Here is a 22,292-nt window from a genome sequence, read left to right as displayed (position 1 = left end):
ATCAAAAACTGATGAAATTTCAGGGCTCTTAAATTAATCAATTAACTGATTATTAGTGATTTAATAAAAAAACAACCCCTAAAATATTCTTAAAAAAACTTATCTACATGACAAAAAGTCGGTTCGGGTCTTTATCTTGCTATTGGAGAGAGATTTGCAGGACAAATATAAAAAACAGGAATTATGACACCAGGAATTATGATGATATCGCTGCTATTCATGGGCATCAGCATGGTGGTATCGATGATTTTGAAGAGCAAATTCAGCCGTTACAGCAAAGTTCCGCTTTCTGCGGGGTTAAGCGGAAAGGAAGTGGCCGAAAAAATGCTCCGTGAAAACGGGATTTATGATGTTCAGGTAACTTCTGTGCAGGGCTTTTTAAGCGATCACTATGACCCTGCAAAAAAGACGGTGAATCTGAGCCCCGAGGTTTATGACGGGCACACGGTGGCAGCGGCAGCCGTAGCGGCTCACGAATGTGGCCATGCCGTGCAACATGCCACGCAATACGCCCCGCTCCAGATGCGCAGCAAACTGGTACCCGCGGTACAATTTAGTTCTACAATCGTAAACTGGGTGCTCCTGGCAGGACTGGTAATGGCCGCCTCCGGCAGTTATACCCTGCTACTGGCAGGTATAGTTTTAATGGCTATCACCGTTTTGTTTTCGCTGATCACGCTGCCAGTGGAGTTTGACGCCAGCAAGCGGGCCCTGGCCTGGCTCAACCATACCAATGTTACCGATAGCAGGGAATATCCCATGGCGAAGGACGCTCTGAAATGGGCGGCAACCACTTATGTGGTAGCAGCCCTGGCCGCCGTGGTGATGCTATTGCAGTATATTTCTATATTTACGGGTCGCCGCGATTAGCATTACGGCCCGGGGCCTGACATCGGGCCGGGAAAGACAGTCATCCTTAGTATTTTACCGGGAAACAGCTTCCCCGGGGTTGCCTCAAAACTGGTTGCTTTTGGGGCAACCTTTTTTTTGTGCCGGCATCACCGGGATCCGGGACAGGAGTTTCCGGCGGCTACAACGATTGCGTAGTTTTTTTTCAGCAATGTTTATAAACGTCTAATTTTATATCCCCGCTTGTAATAACTATTGTTTGACGAATTCATATAACCATGAGGCCGCAATTGCTTAAAGTTTCAAATGAACCGCAGCGTTCTTTCAACGTGCGGCGAGACCTGGTTCCGCATATCAACAACAAATGGCACATGCACTCGGAGCTGGAGCTGATCCACATAAAAAAAGGAGCAGGTACCCAGTTTATTGGAGACAGTATCCGGCGGTTCCGGGGTGGGGACGTAGTACTGGTGGGCGCACACCTGCCGCATTACTGGAAATTTGATGCCTCTTTTTTTGAAGAGGCTCCCGGTCATTCCACCGATGTACGGGTAGCTCATTTTAGCGAAACCTTTTTGGGCGGGCAATTTCTGCAGTTGCCGGAAAACAGCGGCATCCGCAACCTGCTGGAACGATCCCGCAGAGGGTTGCAGGTCTTTGGAAAGGCTAACCGGGAAGTGGCGATCATCCTGGAAAAACTCCTGACCATCGAAGGCAGCCAGCGAATCATTTTGATGCTGGAGGCTCTGGCAATCCTATCGGAAGAAAAAAACTGTGTACAATTATCTTCTATTGGGTTTAAACCGGATTGCGTTACCACCGACAATGAACGGATACAAGCCGTTTTTGACTATTCCATCAAAAATTTCAAACGCAAAATAAGCCTGGAAGAAATTGCAGATATTGCGAATATCAGCCCCAATTCGTTTTGCCGTTTTTTTAAATCGCGCACCCGGAAAACCTATTCCCAGTTCCTGATTGAATTAAGAGTGGGGTATGCCTGTAAACTGCTGATCGAAACGAACCAGTGCCTGAAGCGGCTGTGTTTTGAAAGCGGCTTTAATAATTTTACCAGTTTTCATAAATATTTTAAGATCATTACCGGCAAGAGCCCAATGATGTACCAGCGGGAATTTATTGCCTAAGCTATTTTTTAAACCGGTTTACAGTACCGGGGTGGTTATAACTTGTTTAGTACGGCTTTTGTTTTTTCCAGCATCTTTATGCGGTCACTGTCCATGCCCCCGGCCGAATAAATATTCATTTCAATTTCGGTAAGCGTGTGAAATACTTCTTCCTGGAGCGATTCCGGAACATTTCGAAATGTCATATTCTCTTTTAAGGCTGCTTTATTAAACAGTGCTGCAGAAACCTGGTAACGCTGTTCAAAAAACTGCAGCATGCCTTGTTTTAACTGGCTGTAAAAGGAACTGCCCGCTTTGGATACATTATTTTCAGCAGGCCGCAACAGCATATCCACGGTCATTGCCGGCTGTGGAACCGTTTGCCGGGGTGCTTCTGTTGAAACAGCAACCATCGCGGTAGAAGGGCCTTCTCCTTTTTTTGCTTTTGCGGCAATACCTTTCTTTCCTGACCGGCGCACCAACATCAATATCAGCAATAGCAATGCCACAATACCCAGCCCTGCCAGCAGCGCACCAAAATTATCGGTTCGCTCAGTTTGTGTGGTTGTAACACCTGTTCCCCGCCGGGTTGCGCCTGGCTCCCTCGAATAAAAAGTGATAGGCGGGTTGTTGATCGTATTATAGCGGTTCTGTTTTGCGTCAAAATAAGAAAACCGGATGGGCATCAGCGTGTAAGTACCCACTTTACCGGTTGTAAACGGAATGGTAAAAATTTTGGTTCCCGGTCCTGTTCTGCTGTTCCGGTTGTATTGCTCCTGCACGTTGGCAGGATAAACCACCATTTCCCTGGGCCAGGTTACAGCGGGCTGGGTCACCTGGTTAAAATCGCCCGCGCCTGTAATAGTGATCTGTAGTGTTCCCCTTTCGCCGGGGATAAAGTTAATCTTTGAAAGATGGATATTCATTTTAAAATCTCCAACCGCGCCATTGTATACAGGGGCGTGGGCATTGGTCGGTGCGTCATTTACGTTAATAGTAATGGGCACCGATGAAATGGTCATCCGGTATTCTCCGTTTTTGAGGGGAATATTATCATCAATACCGTCCAGTATAGCCGAACGGTTGCCCGCTCCATTGGCGAGCTTGATCCGGTTACTGATTACCATGGGATCCAGCTCCAGCTTGCCGGCCTCCAGCGGTGTCAGTTGTACTTTGCGGATGGTGTGTACATCAAAACTTTCCCCGTTAACCGTTTCCCGGCTTACCATTCCATCCCCGGAGCTTATCAGGTCACGAAACTCGAAGCCCGCGAAAGCCGGATCTTTTACCACTTCAGAAACCGATTCGAGCGAAGAGTATAATTTATACGTTACAATGATGGGCTCTCCCACATAACAAATGGTTTTATTAGCATAAACATTCAGGTAAATGCTGCTCTTTAATCTTGCCTCCAGTACATTTCGCTGGGCTGCCATGATCAATGACGCCAGCAACAGGACCGTTAATAAACCAAACCGTTTCATGTATCTTTTAATATGCGTTCCCGCCTACGGGATTCTTTTTAGGGTTTAGCAAAAAATAATACAGGCCATATCCGGCCTTACAGATCGCCCAATTGGGGCCTTAAGATAATACTTTCTACGCAAGCAGCATCCGATAAGCGTGTGGTTGTTTCGATAAGCGCCGCAATATCGCCTGCCTCCATAATCCTTTTCCCCGTATTATCAAAATCGCCCCAGGAAGCTGTTTTTACAGCCCCCGGAAACAAGGCGGTCACTTTTATGCCATGGGGTTTTAATTCCTCCCGGAGATTCTGGCTAAACCCGTTCAGCGCAAATTTACTGATGCTGTAAGAGCCGCCGCCCGGATATGCCTGCAGCCCGGCAACGGAACAGATATTAAATATAAATCCCTGCCTTTTTTCCTTCATGGCCGGCAGCAGCGTTCGGGTAAGATGATAGGCACTGTACAAATTTGTTGTCATCTGGCTTTCCAACGCACCATCCGCTTCATCGGTTATATTTCCCGGTTCAAAAAGCCCGGCGTTGTTAACCAGTATATCAGGAACCCCCTGTTCCAGCACCCATTTGCCCAGGGCTATTGCCTGCTCTTTAACGGAAAGGTCAAATGCTTTTGCACCAAAGGCGGCATCGGGGTATGTTGCCTGCAGGGTAGCCAATGCCTGGTAAAGCCGTACTTCATTTTTTGAAGTGATCCAGACCCGGTTCCCTTTTTTTGCAAAAACTTCTGCAATGGCAAAACCGATTCCCTGCGAAGCGCCGGTAATTAAAATATTCATATTCCACACTATTTGATTGCTGCGAAGTACGTATAATTTTTTTTATGATTTCGTTAAAGAAAAAGCCTGCGATCCTGTTCCGGGGGCTAAAGGCTGATCACTAATTTACCTATCTTAGCCCCAAAATTATACCTTGTATATTCATCAGCAGATCTGTATTTCGCCGCAGCATACGGTGGCGCCGGTAAACCTGGATGCGGTTAATTCCGCTGCCGATGGTAAGATGGTGGCGCTTGAGCCCGTGCTGGAAGGCGTGCCTCCCGGTATGCTGCGCAGGATGAGCAAGGCGGTACGCATGGGCATTGGGGCCGGGTTGCCTTTGCTAAAAACAACGGTGCCGGACGGCATCATCATAGGAACCGCAAACGGCGGCATGGAAGACTGTATCAAGTTTCTGAACCAGATCATTGATTATGAAGAGGGAATGCTTACCCCGGGCAACTTTGTACAAAGCACACCCAATGCTATTGCCGGCCAGCTGAGCCTGGCTACCAAAAACCGGAATTATAATGCCACCCATGTGCACCTCGGACTGGCTTTTGAAAATGCGCTGCTGGATGCAAAAATGTTTTTGAACGACCACCCCGAGCGCGTTTACCTGGCGGGGGCCGTAGATGAAATATCTACATACAATTATAATATAGACCGGCTGGCGGGCTGGTACGATCCCGCACTGACAAACGAAAGCCTTTTTGATACAGACCATGCCGCAACTATTGCAGGAGAAGGCGCTGCCCTTTTTTTGCTAAGCGGCAAGCCCGATGGGGCGCTTGCCAAAATTGAGGCCATTGAAACCCTGCACACCGCAAATCCGCAAAACGTGGCCAAACGGTTTGAACAACTGCTGGCCAACTACCCTGTTACACCCAACACCCTGCTCCTATCGGGCGACAACGGAGATAAACGCTACCGTTTTTTTTATGACAACCTGGAAACACTGCTGCCGCTAACAACCGTGCTCCGGTTTAAACACCTAACCGGCGAATATCCTACGGCCACTTCTTTTGCTACCTGGCTGGCGGCTGATATCCTGCAAAAACAGGAAGTACCGGCGGTTTTTGTAAAAAAAGGAGCCGTACCTCCCGGCATTGACCGGGTGATCATTTATAACCATTACCATGGAATGCAACACAGCTTCCTGGTAGTTTCGAAACAATAACTGTCACTATTATTGAAACCGCCAACCGGGACAATGTTATTGCAATACTTTCCATGGATAATGCCCCGGGCCGGGATGCTATGGGCGTTGATTTTGATACCAGCTGGAGAATTTCCGAAGCCTACGCCAAAGCGGGAAAATCATTGTCGAAGTATATATGGTAGCTGGAATTTGCTGCGTGCAAACACATAATGGGGCTATAACAATACCTGCTTCCGGTCACCCTGATGTCATCCCGGGCTTGTCCAGGGATCTCCTGTTTCAGGACTATTGCATATAGAAGGGGCTGTCTCAAAAGTCGCTGTTTTGTCATGCCGTCCCGATGGCGATCGCATGTGCGTCAGGTTAATTTTTGCCCTGGGAGCTGCAGCGCAGCGCTGATCCTGTTAGTAAACGACAATACGGGTAATAAAGGTGCAGCGCACCGGTAATCATTGCGGTTTGTACAAGCCCCGCGTACGAAATTACCGCCGCGCTGCGGCTACGGGAGGTTTTGGGCGCTCATCGTTATAAGGGTTAACGGCGCGCTGCGCCTGTTTGCCATTATAAGATGCGATCTTTTTGGCGTGAAAGGCTCACCCGTACTACATTTCATGGCAACATGACCTGTTCTTAACCTGACGCGTATGCGAACCTTCGGGATTGTTTCGGTATCAAAAGATGATTGTTCGTCAATAGATGCTAAAACAAGAATAGATCCCGGGTCAGGCCCGGGATCACATCTTCGGACCCGGGACGACATCTTCAGAACGACATCATGCTGTAAAGCGACTTTTGAGACATCCTCTTGTCAATAGTATAATTGATCTTCAATACATAACGTAATCTTCATTGACAAATATCAGAGATCAATCTGCGGGGAGTCTGGGTAAACTCCATACCTTCCGGGCAGGATGGCAACACCTCATAAGCCGATTCCCGGTACATCCTTATCCCATAACCGCATCGGCGGCGGCTTCACCCGTATTAATTGCCCCTTCCATAAACCCCTGCCAATCGGCCAGGTGCTCACCGGCAAAATAAGTATGCAGAAATTTTTTCTTTAACTCCGGCATCAGCTCAAACCATTGACCGATTCCATAAAGCGCATAGGCGCCGTACGAATAGGCGTCATTGCCCCAGTAATAATTTGCCTGCCCCTTTAACAGGGAACTGATGTTTCCGAAATGAGATTCAAGACAACGGTACACATCATTTGCAAGAAACCTGTCTGACTGGTTGGCATTGGATGCCGCCTTATCCCCAATGCTATATGCAATCAAAACTCCTTCTGCAGATGCCTGGTTTTTGGTAGCATGGTAAAAATAATGTGGCGACTGATCCGACACCAGGTCAAAAGCTTCGTCCTTCCAGAACCGCTCTTTAAAATGCAGGGCATGTTTGTTGATCCTCGCATATTGCAGCGCATTTATTGCGGCAGATAAGTGCGCGGGCAAGCCAGGGTCCCAGTTGATTTTCTGAACAGAAAAAGTGGGAATGGCGCAGATCAGCCGGTCGCCCGAAAACCGTTTGCCATTGCTGCACATCACTTCCACACTGTTCTTCTGAACAACCTTCGAAACGTGGTGATTGCAATAAATGTTCGCTGCGCCTATCTGTTCCCGAAGCTTATCTGCCAGCCGCGCATTGCCGCCTTTTATTTTAAGATCCATTTCGTTTTTCTCACTGCTTTCCGCATATTCCGCTAAAGCTGCAAAGGCAGAAACATGACGGATGCTTTCCCCAAAGTCGGTACTGTCCAGCAGTTCCCGGATGTCGAGATCACGGCCGCTGCAGCCATTGTTCACCAGGAAGCGCCACCAGTCGTACCGGTCGAGTTGCCGTTTGTCGGCCTCCTTTAAATGCGGGTAGGCTTCCAGAATCTTTTTAAACTTTTTATTCCAGTCATCGCTGTAATCCCAGGCGCCCGGTTTTTGATAGGTGTTTTTATAGATGAGGTGCGTATCCATTTGATTGTTCTCCAACTCAAGTCCAAATGCTGCGCAAAGCTCCTGCATACGCTTATGAGAATTGCCTACCCATTCGCCTCCCAGCTCAATAACCAGATCATTGCTGATCCGGTGCGAAAAAACACGCCCGCCGATCCTGCTGCGGCTTTCGATTACCGTCACTGCGCATCCTTCTTTCTTTAGTTGGTAAGCAGCGGCTAAGCCGGCAAGGCCGGCACCAATAACAATGACCTCCGGTTTCTTTAACGGATACTGTTTAAAAGGGCTATGCCCCGAAATAACGAGGGCTCCGGCAGACAACGCGCCCTGGCGGATAAAACGGCGGCGATCCATGCAATAAATTTGAACCGTGAAGATAGGAGCACCTGCAACAGGTACACATACCTGAATCTGGCGAGTAGTTAATTTCTTATGGCTGCTGTTATGGCTGCAAGCGGCATTTCCTCCAGTACCATTCTGCCACCGCCCTGGTTCACCTTTCCCCATTTTACCAGGCGGATCATCCCGTTCTCTATTTCAATACCCGTAATGTCCCCATCTGAAAAACAACAGCAGCCCGTATTAAAATAGGTTGGCAGTATCTTCTGGTAATCAAGGGCCAGGTTGTTGAACCGGTCGCGGTAAAGATTGGTTTCTTCCTGTATGTTTTTGATCGTTTCTTCATCCTTATTGTTTTTGGCAACATCCATCTGGCGGTACAGCCGCTCAATATGGGTGAGTGATTCAAATACCGGCTGATGCGTATGCCCGGTTATCAAAAGGATATGATCCTGCTCGGCAGACCACTCATACATAATTTCATTATGAACCGTCTTTCTATAGGCATTGTTCGAGGGCTCATTGGGGTTGATCCGCAGGTAAGATTGCAATGGTCCCCAAATCCTCGAAATAAAAAATTTTGTAAACCAGTTTCCATCGCTGTTGGCATCGCCCTGGTGGCCATGTGTACAAAAGATCCGTAATGATTCGCCGTTAACCCGGGTATCAAGGATAGCGCCTTCCCAGGCTTTTATTTTCCGGCCGTACAGCGCCTCCAGTTCTAACCCCGCCAGGGGGTCATTAGCCCAGTACAGATCATGATTGCCGATCACTTTTACAAAGGCATCCCGCTGCACAAACGCCCTCTCCGCTGCAAACTGCGCTTCGTTATTTTTTTTAACTTTTGAAAGGGTGTTCTCCCAAAGCTCCTCACAGTCGCCAAGATTTATAAAAAGAAACTGCGCTTCGTTATAATACTTCAGGGCCTCCAGGTAAGCCGGGGCAGCCATGGTAAAATCATCGGCCCCGTTACGCGCTCCTTTATGCTGATCTGAAAAAACAACAAGCTTCCCGTTTTGTGCGTCAAAATGGATTACAGGTCCCTGCTTCCCGGGATTATTTATAATATGATTGAATAGACGGGTAAGCGCATCGTAAATCCTGGACTTATCGGGACTGGAATCAAATCTCCGGGCAGCCCAAAGAACAGGTTTTAATAACAGATACCGGAGTAACCGCTGCATAGTTTGAGAAGGGAATGGTTACATACCCGGGTAAACAGGTCCGTAACGAAGCTTTTTGGCACGATGATGCCCTTTTCCGGGGTAAATAATATCATGAGCGGTTTCATAGCCCTCATTCGCTGTATCCAGCAATCGTTTCTTCGCATTTCTTCTGCGTGCTTCACATACCGCACCTGTAACTGCAGATGCAGCAATACCTAAAATCACAAATCCTATTAAACGATACGTATTCTTCATCACTCTAAACTATTTATTCATAACCGTAAGATATGAAATAAATGGCAAAAGTTGCCTGCTTTTTTATCATTTAAAAACGAATGAGTGTTAGCAACCTCTTTCCATTTATCTCCTGCAAATCTATCGATGAACAGCAACGCCAGTCATTAACCAACTGCTAATTCATAATAAATTAACACGGGTAGGAATTATTTGTTGGGCTTTTTATTAAAATTATCATTTCTTTTAAAAATAACGAGGCTCCATGCAATAATTGCGCTTCGTTGTCGTTTCCGCTCTCACCCCGTCCGTGCAGGAACAACACCAGCGGATACTGCTGCTGCGGGTTATAGTTTTCCGGCAATAACAACCGGTAGGGCAGGGTATCGCCATTTTGTATGAACCGGAATTTCTGAAATAATAAATAGTCCTGTGCATGAATTATCACCGCAAGTAAAACAGCGGCAAGTAACAGCAATCCTTTTTTCATACGATCATTTTATAATTAGCCTTCCGTTTATAGGACGCTTCCGTTTTAACGGGCGCCGGTCATTTTTGAAAAACCCGTACATAGTCAACTTCCATAACGGCATGGCTAAGTTGTTCGTCTACGCCCTTTACGCCGCCCCAGTTTCCACCCATAGCAATATTTAGCAACAGATGAAATTTTTGATCAAAGGGCCATTCCTTAAACCCCTTTCCGGTATTCTTAAATGAAAAGAATAATTGATCGTCCACAAAGAAATCGATCTGGTCTCTGTCCCATTCAATGGCGTACAAATGAAAATTTGTGGCAGCATCCCTTAAAAATAAACCCTTTGTTTTTTGCGTGCCTGCCACATGGTTAAATGATTGGGTATGCACACTGCTAAACACGGTATCCGGGTTATAGCCTACATTTTCCATAATGTCTATTTCGCCACTTGCCGGCCAGCCGCCATATTTCCATTCAGTGGGCAGCATCCATATCGCCGGCCATACGCCACGGCCAGCGGGTAATTTGGCGCTTACTTCTACTCTGCCATACAACCAGTCGCCCTTTCCTTTTGTAACCAGGCGGGCAGAGGTATAGGTGTTCTGTTCCCGTTTTTCTTTATGCGCCGTGATCATGAGTTTACCTTTTTTAACAAGCGCATTATTGCTATCGGCCTTCGTATAATATTGCAGCTCGCGGTTGCCCCAGCCATTGCCCCCTACATCATAGCCCCATTTGCTCTCATCGGGCAAGCCATTCTGATTAAACTCATCGCTCCACACCAGCTTCCACCCTCTGGAAGCGGGTGTTGCTTTGATTCGCTCCGCCAGGAGCTCCGGCTCATTGGTGGTAATAAACTCAAAGCCGTTGGCCAGGAGCCAATCCATTTCAGCGGCCGTATTTACCGTCCAGGCATTCAGCACCACCTGGTGTTGCCGGGCCTGCCCGATCCAATCCGGATGTTTTTGAAAAACAGAGTAGTGGTAATCTACCCCGTCCAGCCCATCGGCCCTGATTGCTTCCGGCGATTTGTCGCCATTTAAATACTGCACATGCGCCTGTGGATCCAGCGCTTTTACCTTTTTGCAGATTTCATAATCAAAGCTGATATAAACTGTCATGGGAGCGGCACCCAGCCTGTGCACCAGATCTACCACCCGCCGGGCAATCAATTGTCCGCGTTCTTTGCTGATGACCGATGGTTTTATTTCCAGCACCAGGCGGGTTGACCGGTTATTTTTCAACCCCGCCAGGAGATAGGCCCTTAGCGTGGGTAATTGTTCCCCATTTGACAAGGGCGTTTTGACCAGATCGGCATAGCGGGTATTTTCAATCGCCAGCTGATTGTAATGCGGATCATGGTTTATGATCAGCGAATCATCTGCCGTCATCTGTACATCAAATTCTGATCCGGTACATCTCAATGCGATGGCGTGTTGTAATGAGGCAATGGAATTCTCCGGAAACTGGTTTTTCTTAAATGCGCCCCTGTGGGCAACGATGGGGTTTGCCGCAAATGTTACTTTTTTCTCTGTCTGCTGCGTTTTTGCCGGTCCGCTGCAGCTGCTTAAAATAAAAGTCACCAGCGCCGCCGGGAATAAAAATTGCTTCATGTTTTGTAAAAGATATGTATTATTTATTTCAATGCCTGTTACACCAGGGCTTTAAATTTATCTGCGAGCTCGCCGTGCGACAACGGCCACTGCTGTACAAACAGCAATGCTACTACTTTCTCCTGCGGATCGTCCCAATAAGAAGCGCCAAAAACCGTCCCCGCCAAAGGCTTCAATTGAGCCACAGCGGCCAACTGCGGAACTGTACCGATCAATAGCAAGCGAATCCGCCTCATCAGTAATATTGGCTTCTAAGCTACAAAAAATAATTTTGATACGTCTTTTATTGAAGCAGGGCACCATCCGGATACCGCATAGCAATGGTTCATTTCTTCTGCTGGTCTGCAGTTACAAGGGTGGTATCTGTAACGAGGGTAGGAACACTGTAACCACCCGAGTCCAGTACAGTTTTTGGAAAGGCCTGTTTTAACTGCATCCAGGCGGCCCTGTTTACGGCAGTCTTATAAAGATAGATGGCCCGCAGCGCCGGCAGCTCTTTTAGTGCAGCAACTCCTTTTTCTGTAACGGTTGTTCCTACCAGGTTGAGCACCTGCAGCTGCTTCAGGGATTTCAGGTGCTGTAAGCCGGCATCCGTTATTGCCGTGTTGCTGAGATAGAGCCGGGTAAGCCCTTGAAGCCGGCCGATTTCCGAAAGGCCTTCATCGTCAATATTACTGTTGTCAAGCCGGAGCCATACCAATTGTTTTTTTATGGGTGCCAGCAGCCTGACCAGTTCTCCCGCCTGGCCTCCGGCGGTGACAAAACTGGCCGACAGGTAATTTTTTTCATTTGAAACCGGAACCACCATTACGCCGGCATCTTTCAGTTTTTTTACAGCATCCACATCCGCTACGCTTACCTCTGCATCCGGTACATCCGTACTCTTTGGCTTGCCGCCGCCGGCACTGCCCGATTGCAGCGCGGCCAGTACCGGTTTGATCTTTTCCGTTTGCGGCAATTCCTTTACCTTTTTGGTAAAGCTGTTGCCGGTGCTGATCCACCAGCTCAATACGGCCACCTCATTGGGCGTTAGCTGTGGCTTTTCTTTGGGCGGCATATGATCATCATCATTTAGCGGTAACAGCAGCCGTTTAACCAGGGCACTCTCATCCGGCTTACCGCTCACAATCGCTTTACCGTCCTTTCCACCCTTTAAAATATAGTTTTCCGCATCCAAACGTAATTTCCCCTTTTGCTTAGTGCTGCCATGGCAGGTATAGCATTTCCGCTTTAGGATGGGTTGCACCACATCGGTATACAAGACCGCTTCCTGGATATTAGGGATGGGTTTCATAGTCTGATCAACCTCCGCCTCCGGAATTAAATAACCGGAACCATGAGTCAGCGAGCCACCCAGATGGCCGGTAACCGTAATCAACACAATAACGAATCCAGCCAGCAGGCGGGTATATTTTGAAACCAGTGAAAACCGGATCAGCAGGTAAAAAACCAGCGAGGTTACTGCTGTTGCAATACCCAGCCATTGGTGCTGTGCTGCCAAAACCGCATCATAATCCCCGGTACCGGACAGCAGGTAACCGGTAATGCAGGAAGCAATAGCGGCTATAGCTCCCCAAAATAACAATACAGGTATGGATGGCTTTAGGAGGGGAAAGCGTTTTGCAAATAACTGCAGCAAACAGGCAGCCAACAGTACCCCAATGGGCAGGTGCACCAATACCGGGTGAAATCTTCCAATAAAATCCACAAGGGCACAAAGGGTCATAAGCTGTTATTGATACCGGTTTCTAAGTGTTTTCATGATATGTACATTAATAGCCCATTGATCAGCTACGGGCTGTTGGGTGTAGGGAAGCACGGGCATATAGGTTGGCGGACCAAACTCCGTAAGCACGGTCATTACCGCTCCCTCTTTCCGCTTGCGTTCTGCAACTACATCCCACCAGTCAAAATGTTGTTTAACCACGGCCTCCCATTCCGGTGCCCGCGGATCATTAACCTGCGGACCTTCGGGATGCCCGATGCGGGCATGTATATGCTCCACCCTCGACAAAGCCAGGGCAACAGTTTCCTGCTGATCGGCCAGCAGGCTTTCGTGCACGTTGCACCAGTGCGAAATATCCAGTGTCAACTTTAAGGAAGGGTTCTTTTCAATAAACTGCCGTGCCACATGAGCCGCAAACAACATACGGGAACGATGTGTTTCATGACAGATGGTGATCCCCGTTTGCGTGGAGAGCGTGGCAGTCGTATCGATAAATGCTTTGTTTTCATCATAACTGAAATGATCCCTTCCGGAGTGGCAGTTGATATAAACCGGCTTCTGCGCCAGGTTTCGGGCGGCGGCCGTTACAGACTTTTTAAACGATTCCAGGTGCGCTGCCGGGTTAGCCTGATAACCGCCGCAAAGAAAGCCTACCTCCAGGCCATATTTCTTTAATGCATCAAACAGTTCCTTTTGTTGCGCAGCTTCTGCCGGCCACCATACTTCTATACCATTATACCCCTCTTTTTTTGCTGCTGCGCAAAAAGCATCCATGGATCCGTTGAAGCCCCAGTTGGTGGCCATTATAACCAGGCGAAAACCGGGTTTTGCCGGCACATTTAATGATGACGGCTTTGAAGCCGCTTCCCCGGAAGGGAAAAATAAACCCGCTGCAGCCGCAGCGGATGATGATTTTAAGAAGTTTCTTCTACTATGGTTCATAATCCTGCAATCGTTTGTGAACAATCCAAATTTAAGCAACAATCTCCTGTATCACTTTTCCTCCTACATCAGTAAGACGGAAGGGGCGCCCCTGGTAGGGGTAAGTAAACTGCTCATGATCAAACCCCAGCTGGTTCAAGATGGTTGCCTGTATATCAAAGGCATCCACTTTGCCGCTCAGGGCGGTATACCCGATTTCATCGGTTTCGCCATGCGTTGTTCCTTTTTTGATACCACCGCCGGCCATCCAGATGGTAAAGGCTTCTGTATGATGATCGCGCCCTTTAAAGGGGTTCTGCGCTCCGTTGCGGTTCTCCATCATGGGGGTGCGGCCAAACTCGCCGGCCCATACCACAAGGGTTTCATCCAGCAAACCCCGCTGCTTCAGATCCAGTAGCAGTGCGGCTACCGGCTTATCCACGCTCCGGCATTTATTGATCATGCCGATATTAAGTGCGTTGCCGGCGCTATCGCCATGCGCATCCCAGCCCCAGTCGAAGAGCTGCACAAATCGAACGCCTTTTTCCACCAGTTTTCTTGCGAGCAGCACATTGTTAGCAAAACAGCTTTTGCCCGGTTTTGTACCATACATCTCATGAATGTATTGCGGTTCACCGTTAATATTCATCACGTCCGGTGCTGTGATCTGCATCCGGTAGGCCATTTCATATTGAGAGATGCGGGAAAGGATTTCCGGATCGTTATACTCTTTGTACTCCTGCATATTGGCCTTATTGACGGCCTCGATAGATGCTTTGCGCAGATCCCGGCTCATACCATCGGGGTCTTTGATGAACAGTACCGGGTCGCCTTCGCTGCGGCATTGCACACCCTGGTACACCGAGGGTAGAAACCCGCTTCCCCATACGCTTTTACCGGCATCGGGAAAACTGCCACCGCTGGTGAGCACTACAAAGCCCGGCAGGTTCTGATTTTCTGTTCCCAATCCATAAGTTACCCAGCTGCCGATACTGGGCCTCCCCAGCCGGGCGCTGCCGGTATGCACCAGCAGCTGCGCCGGAGCATGATTAAACTGGTCGGTGGTAACGGCTTTGAGAAAGGATACCTCATCCGCTAACGCTGAAAAATGCGGAAGATATTCGCTCACCCATGCGCCCGATTGACCATGTTGGGAAAAAGCCGCTTGTGGCCCCAGCATTTTCGGAACCCCGGTAATAAAGGCAAAATGTTTCCCTTCGAGGAACGAGGGCGGACAATCCTGCCCATCCATCTTTGCCAGCTCCGGCTTATAATCAAATAATTCAAACTGTGACGGCGCCCCGGCCATATGTAAAAAAATAACGCTTTTGGCCTTGCCCACAAAGGGTGGCGCCTTTGGCAACAAGGGATGCGCCGGGTCAAATACGATGGAATGGGCGGCTTTCTTTTTACCGCCACAGCTACCCAGGAGCGATCCCATAGCCAGCGCCCCCAATCCCATAGCGCTTTCTTTTAAAAAGTGGCGCCGGGTATGCGTTTGCATCACCATCTGTTCGGCTTCCTTTACCAACCGTTGATCAATAAGGTCTTTTTTTGTCATTGCGATCTGTTTTTTGAGCAACGCTAATTTTTCACGACTACTTCATCCAGATTCAGCATTGCATTGGCAACCACTACCATTGCTGCTGCCGCCGGCGTTGCATTTTCCTGCCCCCCCATCATGGCTTTTGTCTTTGCTGATCCGGGTTTAAATTCCTTTAAGGCCTGCTGATACAGATCCTCAAACACTTTTAGTTTGTCTTCCTTTATGGGCTTATAAAGCATCAGCTGATATCCCTTCTTTATCTGGCCAGCCACATCCTTCCCCCCTTCCTGCTGCATGCGGGAGGCCAGGTGCCGCGCCATATCAATATAAGCGGAATCATTAAGGGTGGTAAGCGCCTGCAAAGGCGTATTGGTCCGGATGCGCCGGGCGGTACACAGTACCCGCTGCACCCCATCAAAAGAGATCATGGAAGGGTAAGGCGCTGTGCGTTTCCAGTAAGTATACACGGCCCTTCGGTACTGATCCTCCCCGGTGCTGTTTCTCCAGCGCGCCCCATTGTACGGCGACAGCCAGATGCCATCCGGCTGCCAGGGCATTACCCCCGGCCCGTGCATTTTAGCGCTCATCAGTCCGCTGATGCAAAGGTTCTGGTCCCGCAGCTGCTCAGCACTCAGCCGCACCCGGGGACCCCGTGCCAGCCATTTATTGGTTGGGTCCTTTTCTTTGAGCTCATCGGTCAGCTTGGAATCCTGCCGGTAAGTAGCGCTCATCACCATCTCCTTCAGCAACTTCTTAATACTCCAGTTATCATCGTGCATAAATTTCCAGGACAGGTGATCCAGCAGTTCGCGGTGTGTGGGTGTGATACCCTGTGTGCCCAGATCCTCCAGTGATTCTACGATCCCCATGCCAAACAGTTGCTCCCAGAGGCGGTTCACCATGGTTCTGGACACCAGCGGGTTCCGCTTATCGGTAAGCCACATGGCCAGCCCCATGCGGTTTTTAGGTGCATTGGCCGGCATGGCAAATCCAAGGGATTGCGGAACGGCGGGGGTAACCTTCTTCCCAAGCGTAAGCCGGTTGCCACGCTCAAATACATGCGTTTCACGCTGCATCCAAACGGGATTTTCTACCATCACCGGCGTTGAGGTTGGCCGGGCATTGAGCAGGTCCTGGTATGTTTTTTCATGCGCCGCATAGTCCGGAGTGCCTTTTGCCGGTAACTCCGGAAGAAAACCGAACCAGTCAAAAGTGGCCATAATATCCGTAGTTTTGTCGCCAGGATTCTGATAGGTAACATATACATCATGAATTCCGGTTGCTGCTGCGGTGCCCATTATACCATAACGCCACCCGCCCTCCGGCTGCACCACATAAGTGCCCAATATTTCTCCCAATGGATGATCTTTCCTGAAAATGATCTTACCTCCCGGTTTATTGGAATAGAACATAAAAACAATCTGGCCAATTCCATCCAGCTGTATGTGCTTCAGGCGGGCGTGGGATTGGTTGCGCATATTGAGCGGGCCATTTTTATTAGTGGGCAGCGCATTTTTTAAACTATCAGCGGTGGTGGCGTAAAATGCAGGTTGCAGTGTTTTCAAAAAATGGCGAACACGTTCGGATTGTTCGGCGGTTCCTTTTTCTTTGATCCAGCTGATCAGTTGTGTCAGTTCATTTTTCAAAGAATCATTGTATTCTCTCAGCACGGGGTATTCTCCCGGAATATCATTATCCCTTGTGTTATTAAAATAGGCCATGAATTTATAGTACTCATCATGGTGAAAGGGGTCGTAGGGGTGGCTATGACATTGTACACAGGAAAAAGTAGTGCCCATCACCGATTCCCAGGTGGTATTGACACGATCCATAACCGCTGCAATCCGGAACTCTTCATTATCCGTGCCTCCCTCATCATTGGTCATAGAGTTTCGGCTAAAGGCGGTGGCAATGTATTGCGCATCGGTGGCATTGGGCAACAGGTCGCCGGCGATTTGTTCGGTTAAAAAAACATTGTAGGGCTTGTCGGCATTAAAGGCATCAATCAGCCAATCGCGGTACCGCCAGATGCTGCGCCCTCCATCCGATTCATATCCTTTCGTATCTGCATACCGCGCCAGGTCCATCCACATGGACGCCCATTTTTCGCCAAAGTGAGTAGATGCCAGCAAGGCATCTACCAGCCGCTCATACCCCTTATCGTCGCTGTTTTTCAAATACTGATCTGCCACCTCCCGGGGGGGATACATACCAATCAGGTCGAGGCTTACCCGCCGCAGCAAGGTCTCCGGATCGGCCTCTGCCGCCGGTTCCAGGTCCTGCGCATCCAGCTTTTCAAAAACAAACCGGTCTACATCATTGCGGATCCAGGTATTGTCTTCATCGGGCGCCGGCGTTTGTTTTACAGGAAGATAGGCCCAGTGGTCGCCCCATTTTGCCCCCTGTTTAACCCAGCGCCGCAAAATATCAATTTCATCTTCACTCAGCGGTTCATGTTTATAAGGCATGCGCTCTTCCGGGTCCTTCAATGTTAGCCGCCGGATCATTTCGCTGTTGTCCGGGTCGCCCGGTATAATGGCCGGCTCTCCGGATTCTGTTTTTGCCAGGGCTTCTTCCCTGAACAATACACTGAAGCCCCCCTTGGCCTTTACGCCTCCGTGGCAGGTAATGCATTTCTTGTTCAGAATGGGCTTTACATCAGCACTAAAATCTACCTGCCGGGAACGGCCGCTCCAACATGCGGCAATACCCGTAGCTGCCAAAAGGGCCAGTACCAGCAGCATTTTCCTGTTGTAATAAATATGAACCATCGTTTTATGCAATCATTCTTCCTTTCAAACTTACTAAAGTTTGGGGTTTCGTTAAAGAAAAAATGACGCTTTCAAATCAGGACGGGGAAAACTGATATGATTTTATCCAAAACCGATACTTTTTTATCAATAGCAGTCTGCGGCAAACGCCTCCTGCTAATACTTATAATACTCCCGCATCCTTTTTATAAACAACTCTTTTTTTCTGCGGGAAACTTCAACTTCATGGTTGTTCGTCATCATAACGCTTCCTCCCTCACCCCTGATGTATTCCTTAATATGCTCAAGGTTTACAAGAAAGGACTTGTGCACCCGAACAAAGGAACTGTCCTCCAGCAGTGCTTCATACTCAAAAATGGGTTTACTGGAACACAATGTGCCGCCGTTGACCAGGTAAAAATTGGTATAATTGCTGCTCGCCTCGCAATAAATAATATCGGGGATCTCAATTACCTTAACGCCTCTCAGCGAGGGAACGCAGAGTTTCATTTTTTTTACCGCCCCGTTCTGTTGCAGGTTATGTAAAAAAGCGTTCAGCTGCATACCCTCGCTTTTATCGGCAATCCTTTTTGCTGCCCGCTGCACCGCTTCGGCAAGCAGCTCCTCTTCAACGGGTTTCAACAGGTAGTCCACCGCGCTAAACCGGAAGGCCTGCATCATATAGCTGTTGTGGGCCGTTACAAAAATGATCTCAAACGATATCTGATCCAGGCTGCGCAGCAGGTCAAATCCATTTTTGCCCGGCATGGCAATATCGAGGAATACCAGCTGCGGGTGCAGCCGTTCCAGTTTATCGGAGGCATCTTCAATATTCTGGCAGCAGGCCAGGATATTTACTTCCGGGCAATTCAGGTGCAATAGCTTTTGCAACGAGGAAAGGCCCCTGGGCTCATCATCTACAAGTAAGGCGGTTATCGGATTCATAATTTTTTTATTGGAAGGGTAATAATAATTGAACCACCGTTCCGCTGCCGGTATAGCTATCAAGATCCGCTTTATCATGGATGTGAACACTGCAGCTGAGGGCATACTTTTCATTCAGCAGCCGGATGCGTTTGGCGATGTTCTCAATACCAACAGAATGGTGGGTTTTACTTCCGTTTACTTTATTCTTCAGCGATTGACGGATACCAATGCCATCATCTTCCACGATACACAGCAATTGCCCGCCCTGTTTTTTAAAATCGATCCGGATATTAATATTTCTTCGGCCTGCGGTGGTGCCATGCCAAAGTGCATTTTCCACAAAGGGCTGTACGAGCATCGAAGGCACCAGCACTTCATCGGGATCCAGATCATCATCCGCCAGGATGCGACTGGTAAACTCACCGTTGCGGATCTGCTCCATCTCAATATAACGGGTCAGATGGTCAATCGTCTGACGGAGCGAAACGAAGGGCTTCCCCGACTGGTCGAGGGTTGCCCGGATCAGGCCTGCAAACTTCCCCAGGAAATGCGAAGCTTCTTTGTTTTCGTTGCTCAGGATCATCTCCCGTATACTGTTGAGGCTGTTGAACACAAAATGAGGATTCATTTGCGCCCGCAGCGCCGTCATTTCCGCTTCAGCGGTTTGTTTCATAAGCGTGGCTTCTTTTTTTATCGACCGTTCCCTCCGGCGTACCAACAGGAACACGGCCCCTGCAAGCAATAGGGCCATGCCACCCCTGAACCATCCCGTTTGCCACCAGGGCGCCAGGATGGTAATGCCCAGCGTAGAGATGCCATTGCTCCACTTGCCATCGCTATTGGCGGATTTCAGCTCAAATACATACTTCCCCGGAGGCAGGCCGGTAAAACTGGCAATATTTGCCGGCCCGGGTGCACTCCAGTGCTCGTTAAGCCCCTTAAGCCGGTAACTGAACTGGTTGTTTCGCTCATTTGAAAAGTTATTAACCGCAAAATAAATAGCAATAAAATTCTGGGTATGATTCAGCGTAATCCTTTTTATCAATGCAGGATTTCCGCCGGGCTGCCAGGCTGCTTCGTTTATTTTAACAGCTGTGATCAGCGGCACAGGGCTGAAATGGTTTTGCCGAAGCTGCAACGGGTTAAAAACCGTAATACCCCCCACCCCCCCAAACAGGAGTGTACCATCCGGATCTGTGAGTGCGCAGGCCGTATTATACTCCAGAAAACTGAGCCCGTTGCCCAGGTTATAGTGCTTTTGTATTTCAAAGCTATGCGGATTGATCCGGTACAGCCCGATATTGGTGCTCACCCAAAAAAAGCCTTCTGTATCCTTCTGAATGGCATAACATACTTTCGATGCCTCTGCAGGGCCCGGGGTAATATGTTTTATAACCTGTTTTCTTTTGAAATCATATACCACCACTCCATTATCGGTAGCCACCCAAAAACGATCCCCGTCCGGAAAAAGATGACGGACATACATAGAAATATCACTGATGGGTTTAATGACCTCAAAAGCCTGTGTTTTATAATTGTACCGCACAAGCCCGGCGCCTACTGTACAGATCCAGAGCTCACTACCAGCCCCTTCATACAGGTACCGTCCCGTTAGCGGGCTCCAGCGGCCGGAGTGCCCCAAAATTGTATCGGGGCAGGCATGCCATTTTTCGTCCCTTATCGAAAAGAACCCAGGGCCATTTTCTGAAGCTATAAAAAGGCTGTCGGCATTTTTTAATTTTATAAGCGCATACAATTTTTGCGCCACTGGCAGTGTCCCTGGTTTATAGCTGATCTTTTTTGATTGCCGGTTCAACTGCATCAGCCCACCCCAGCTGGCAATCCAGAGGTTGCCCTGCGCATCTTCTGTCATATCATAGATCGTATTGTTAGAAGGGCCATATTTTGCGGTGCCGGCCTGCATTTGAAACCGGTGCGTTGGCCGGTCCCACTTCACCACCCCGCTGTTTTGGGTGCCAATATAATGCTCACCATCGGCGGCCCTGTAAATACGAAAGATCATATTATCCGGCAGGGATCCATCTTCTGACGGCTCATTACTAACCGTTCCAAACTGGTACCGGAGCGGATCATATTTGGCAACACCGTTTCCACTTACCCCGCACCAGACAATACCCTGCCGGTCGCAAAACAACGACAGCACAAAATTCTTCCCCAGCGACCGGTTGTCATATTTATTATGCGCCGCAGACCGGATCTGCCCTGTGCGCGGATCATAGCGGATAATACCACTGCCCCGGGTACCGATCCAGATGTTCCCGGCACTGTCCGCGGTAAAGCAGCCAATGCCCAGTGCGTTGATCTCCAACCGCAAAATGTTCGCAATGTTCCCAAGCGGCTCCCGGATGGTATAGCACCCTTCCGTCAACGTACCCACCCAAAGCATATCGTCAAAGGAAAACAGGGTTTTTATTTCCGGAAAGCGATAATTATTGTACAAGGGGCTAACAGTATAAGCAGCAGTTCCGGGCCGCATAACCATCAGCCTCCCGGCAAGCGCTACAACGATCGTCCCCTTATGCAAAACGATATCATTGACATTGTTCCGGTCATCATCATTGTCAAAAAACGATTTTATGGAACGCGTTTTCGTATTCAGCCAAATCAGTCCCTTATTATAGGTTACAATCCAGTATTCATTCGTCTTAAAAGAAACAATCTTTTTTACAGACGCTGTTTCAAGCATTGCAGCAAAAGGATACAGTTCGCTGATGCGCATCAGCGAGTCGCCAGCCGAATGATAAATACAGGCGCCCCGAATGGTGCCTATCCACAACATTTTTTTGTCCGGATCAAAAAACAGCGACGATATATAGTGCGCGGGCAGTTTACTTCCCCATCCGGACTGAGGCAGCAATACTTTAAACGATTTTCCATCATAGCGGTTAAGACCGTCCTGCGTACCAAACCACATAAAACCCAGGTCGTCCTGGGCAATACTGTAACAGCTGTTTTGGGACAGGCCCTGCTCTGAAGCGTAGTTTTCAAAGCTGAGCGCACCCGGCTGGGCCCCGGCCGCCAGCAGCAGCAGCAAACTGGCCAGCGTTATACTACAGCGCAAAGCTGCAGGTATGGTTATATAGCGTTGCAGACCGTATCCCAATTTTTCAATTTCCCGGTAAAGTTACGCCTCCGCTCCAACAAATTTTTTGTCATATAGCCTGCTGCATCCATTAGCCGCCGGTAGCCCGCGCAGTCCCCCCTTTAACCGGCCAAAAACCTCCGTTGGCTCAACCACAGCATCAAAAAAAATC

17 protein-coding genes are annotated in these 22,292 nt (G+C 48.8%); 3 read left to right on the top strand and 14 right to left on the bottom strand.

Features of this window, described 5'->3' with window-relative positions:
• Positions 1 to 183 precede the first annotated feature (183 nt).
• Both GGU45_RS07950 and GGU45_RS07945 read left to right on the top strand, forming a co-directional pair.
• Positions 184 to 870 carry a zinc metallopeptidase gene (locus GGU45_RS07950; RefSeq protein WP_435223604.1) on the top strand — a complete coding sequence of 229 codons (687 nt, stop codon included), beginning with the start codon at positions 184 to 186 and terminating at the stop codon, positions 868 to 870.
• A 257-nt stretch (positions 871 to 1,127) separates the two neighbouring features.
• Positions 1,128 to 1,994, top strand: coding sequence for an AraC family transcriptional regulator (locus GGU45_RS07945; RefSeq protein ID WP_435223602.1), 867 nt, complete (start codon positions 1,128 to 1,130; stop codon positions 1,992 to 1,994).
• Positions 1,995 to 2,029: 35 nt separating this feature from the next.
• Here GGU45_RS07945 and GGU45_RS07940 read toward each other — a convergent pair whose 3' ends face one another.
• Positions 2,030 to 3,457 carry a BatD family protein gene (locus tag GGU45_RS07940; RefSeq protein WP_435223600.1) on the bottom strand — a complete coding sequence of 476 codons (1,428 nt, stop codon included), beginning with the start codon at positions 3,455 to 3,457 and terminating at the stop codon, positions 2,030 to 2,032.
• A 77-nt stretch (positions 3,458 to 3,534) separates the two neighbouring features.
• On the bottom strand, positions 3,535 to 4,233 hold the full coding sequence (locus GGU45_RS07935; protein ID WP_435223598.1) for an SDR family NAD(P)-dependent oxidoreductase: 699 nt from the start codon (positions 4,231 to 4,233) through the stop codon (positions 3,535 to 3,537).
• A 133-nt stretch (positions 4,234 to 4,366) separates the two neighbouring features.
• Here GGU45_RS07935 and GGU45_RS07930 point away from each other — a divergent pair, with 133 nt between their 5' ends.
• Entirely contained in the window at positions 4,367 to 5,392 is a 1,026-nt protein-coding gene (locus tag GGU45_RS07930) for a beta-ketoacyl synthase chain length factor (RefSeq protein WP_435223596.1), read from the top strand.
• Positions 5,393 to 6,321: 929 nt separating this feature from the next.
• On the opposite strand, the gene GGU45_RS07925 is transcribed toward GGU45_RS07930, so the two are convergent.
• The 12 genes from GGU45_RS07925 to GGU45_RS07870 all read right to left on the bottom strand — a co-directional run bounded on the left by GGU45_RS07925 (position 6,322) and on the right by GGU45_RS07870 (position 22,099).
• The gene (locus tag GGU45_RS07925; protein ID WP_435223594.1) at positions 6,322 to 7,674 is read right to left on the bottom strand and encodes a flavin monoamine oxidase family protein; all 1,353 of its coding nucleotides are present in this window, start codon (positions 7,672 to 7,674) and stop codon (positions 6,322 to 6,324) included.
• Positions 7,675 to 7,742: 68 nt separating this feature from the next.
• On the bottom strand, positions 7,743 to 8,843 hold the full coding sequence (locus tag GGU45_RS07920; protein WP_435223593.1) for a metallophosphoesterase: 1,101 nt from the start codon (positions 8,841 to 8,843) through the stop codon (positions 7,743 to 7,745).
• An 18-nt stretch (positions 8,844 to 8,861) separates the two neighbouring features.
• Entirely contained in the window at positions 8,862 to 9,080 is a 219-nt protein-coding gene (locus GGU45_RS07915; RefSeq protein ID WP_435223591.1) for a hypothetical protein, read from the bottom strand.
• A gap of 172 nt (positions 9,081 to 9,252) precedes the next feature.
• On the bottom strand, positions 9,253 to 9,549 hold the full coding sequence (locus GGU45_RS07910) for a hypothetical protein (protein WP_435223589.1): 297 nt from the start codon (positions 9,547 to 9,549) through the stop codon (positions 9,253 to 9,255).
• A gap of 59 nt (positions 9,550 to 9,608) precedes the next feature.
• A complete protein-coding gene (locus GGU45_RS07905; RefSeq protein ID WP_435223588.1) occupies positions 9,609 to 11,147 on the bottom strand; it encodes a family 16 glycosylhydrolase in 1,539 nt (512 codons plus the stop codon).
• 38 nt (positions 11,148 to 11,185) lie between these two features.
• Positions 11,186 to 11,383 carry a hypothetical protein gene (locus GGU45_RS07900; RefSeq protein ID WP_435223586.1) on the bottom strand — a complete coding sequence of 66 codons (198 nt, stop codon included), beginning with the start codon at positions 11,381 to 11,383 and terminating at the stop codon, positions 11,186 to 11,188.
• A gap of 89 nt (positions 11,384 to 11,472) precedes the next feature.
• Complete coding sequence (locus GGU45_RS07895; RefSeq protein WP_435223585.1) at positions 11,473 to 12,873, bottom strand: c-type cytochrome domain-containing protein; 1,401 nt, start codon at positions 12,871 to 12,873, stop codon at positions 11,473 to 11,475.
• Positions 12,874 to 12,879: 6 nt separating this feature from the next.
• Positions 12,880 to 13,815, bottom strand: coding sequence for a sugar phosphate isomerase/epimerase family protein (locus GGU45_RS07890; RefSeq protein ID WP_435223584.1), 936 nt, complete (start codon positions 13,813 to 13,815; stop codon positions 12,880 to 12,882).
• A gap of 31 nt (positions 13,816 to 13,846) precedes the next feature.
• The gene (locus GGU45_RS07885) at positions 13,847 to 15,355 is read right to left on the bottom strand and encodes a DUF1501 domain-containing protein (RefSeq protein WP_435223582.1); all 1,509 of its coding nucleotides are present in this window, start codon (positions 15,353 to 15,355) and stop codon (positions 13,847 to 13,849) included.
• Positions 15,356 to 15,378: 23 nt separating this feature from the next.
• Positions 15,379 to 18,111, bottom strand: a complete 2,733-nt coding sequence (locus GGU45_RS07880; protein ID WP_435223580.1) for a DUF1553 domain-containing protein — start codon at positions 18,109 to 18,111, stop codon at positions 15,379 to 15,381.
• Between the two features lie 156 nt (positions 18,112 to 18,267).
• Positions 18,268 to 19,035, bottom strand: coding sequence for a LytR/AlgR family response regulator transcription factor (locus tag GGU45_RS07875; RefSeq protein WP_435223578.1), 768 nt, complete (start codon positions 19,033 to 19,035; stop codon positions 18,268 to 18,270).
• A gap of 7 nt (positions 19,036 to 19,042) precedes the next feature.
• The gene (locus tag GGU45_RS07870) at positions 19,043 to 22,099 is read right to left on the bottom strand and encodes a ligand-binding sensor domain-containing protein (RefSeq protein ID WP_435223576.1); all 3,057 of its coding nucleotides are present in this window, start codon (positions 22,097 to 22,099) and stop codon (positions 19,043 to 19,045) included.
• Between the last annotated feature and the right edge of the window lie 193 nt (positions 22,100 to 22,292).

Source organism: Niabella hirudinis (assembly GCF_051201075.1).
Lineage (GTDB): Bacteria > Bacteroidota > Bacteroidia > Chitinophagales > Chitinophagaceae > Niabella > Niabella hirudinis.
Note: the sequence above shows the minus strand (reverse complement) of the source record. Positions and strands in the feature narration are given on the sequence as shown.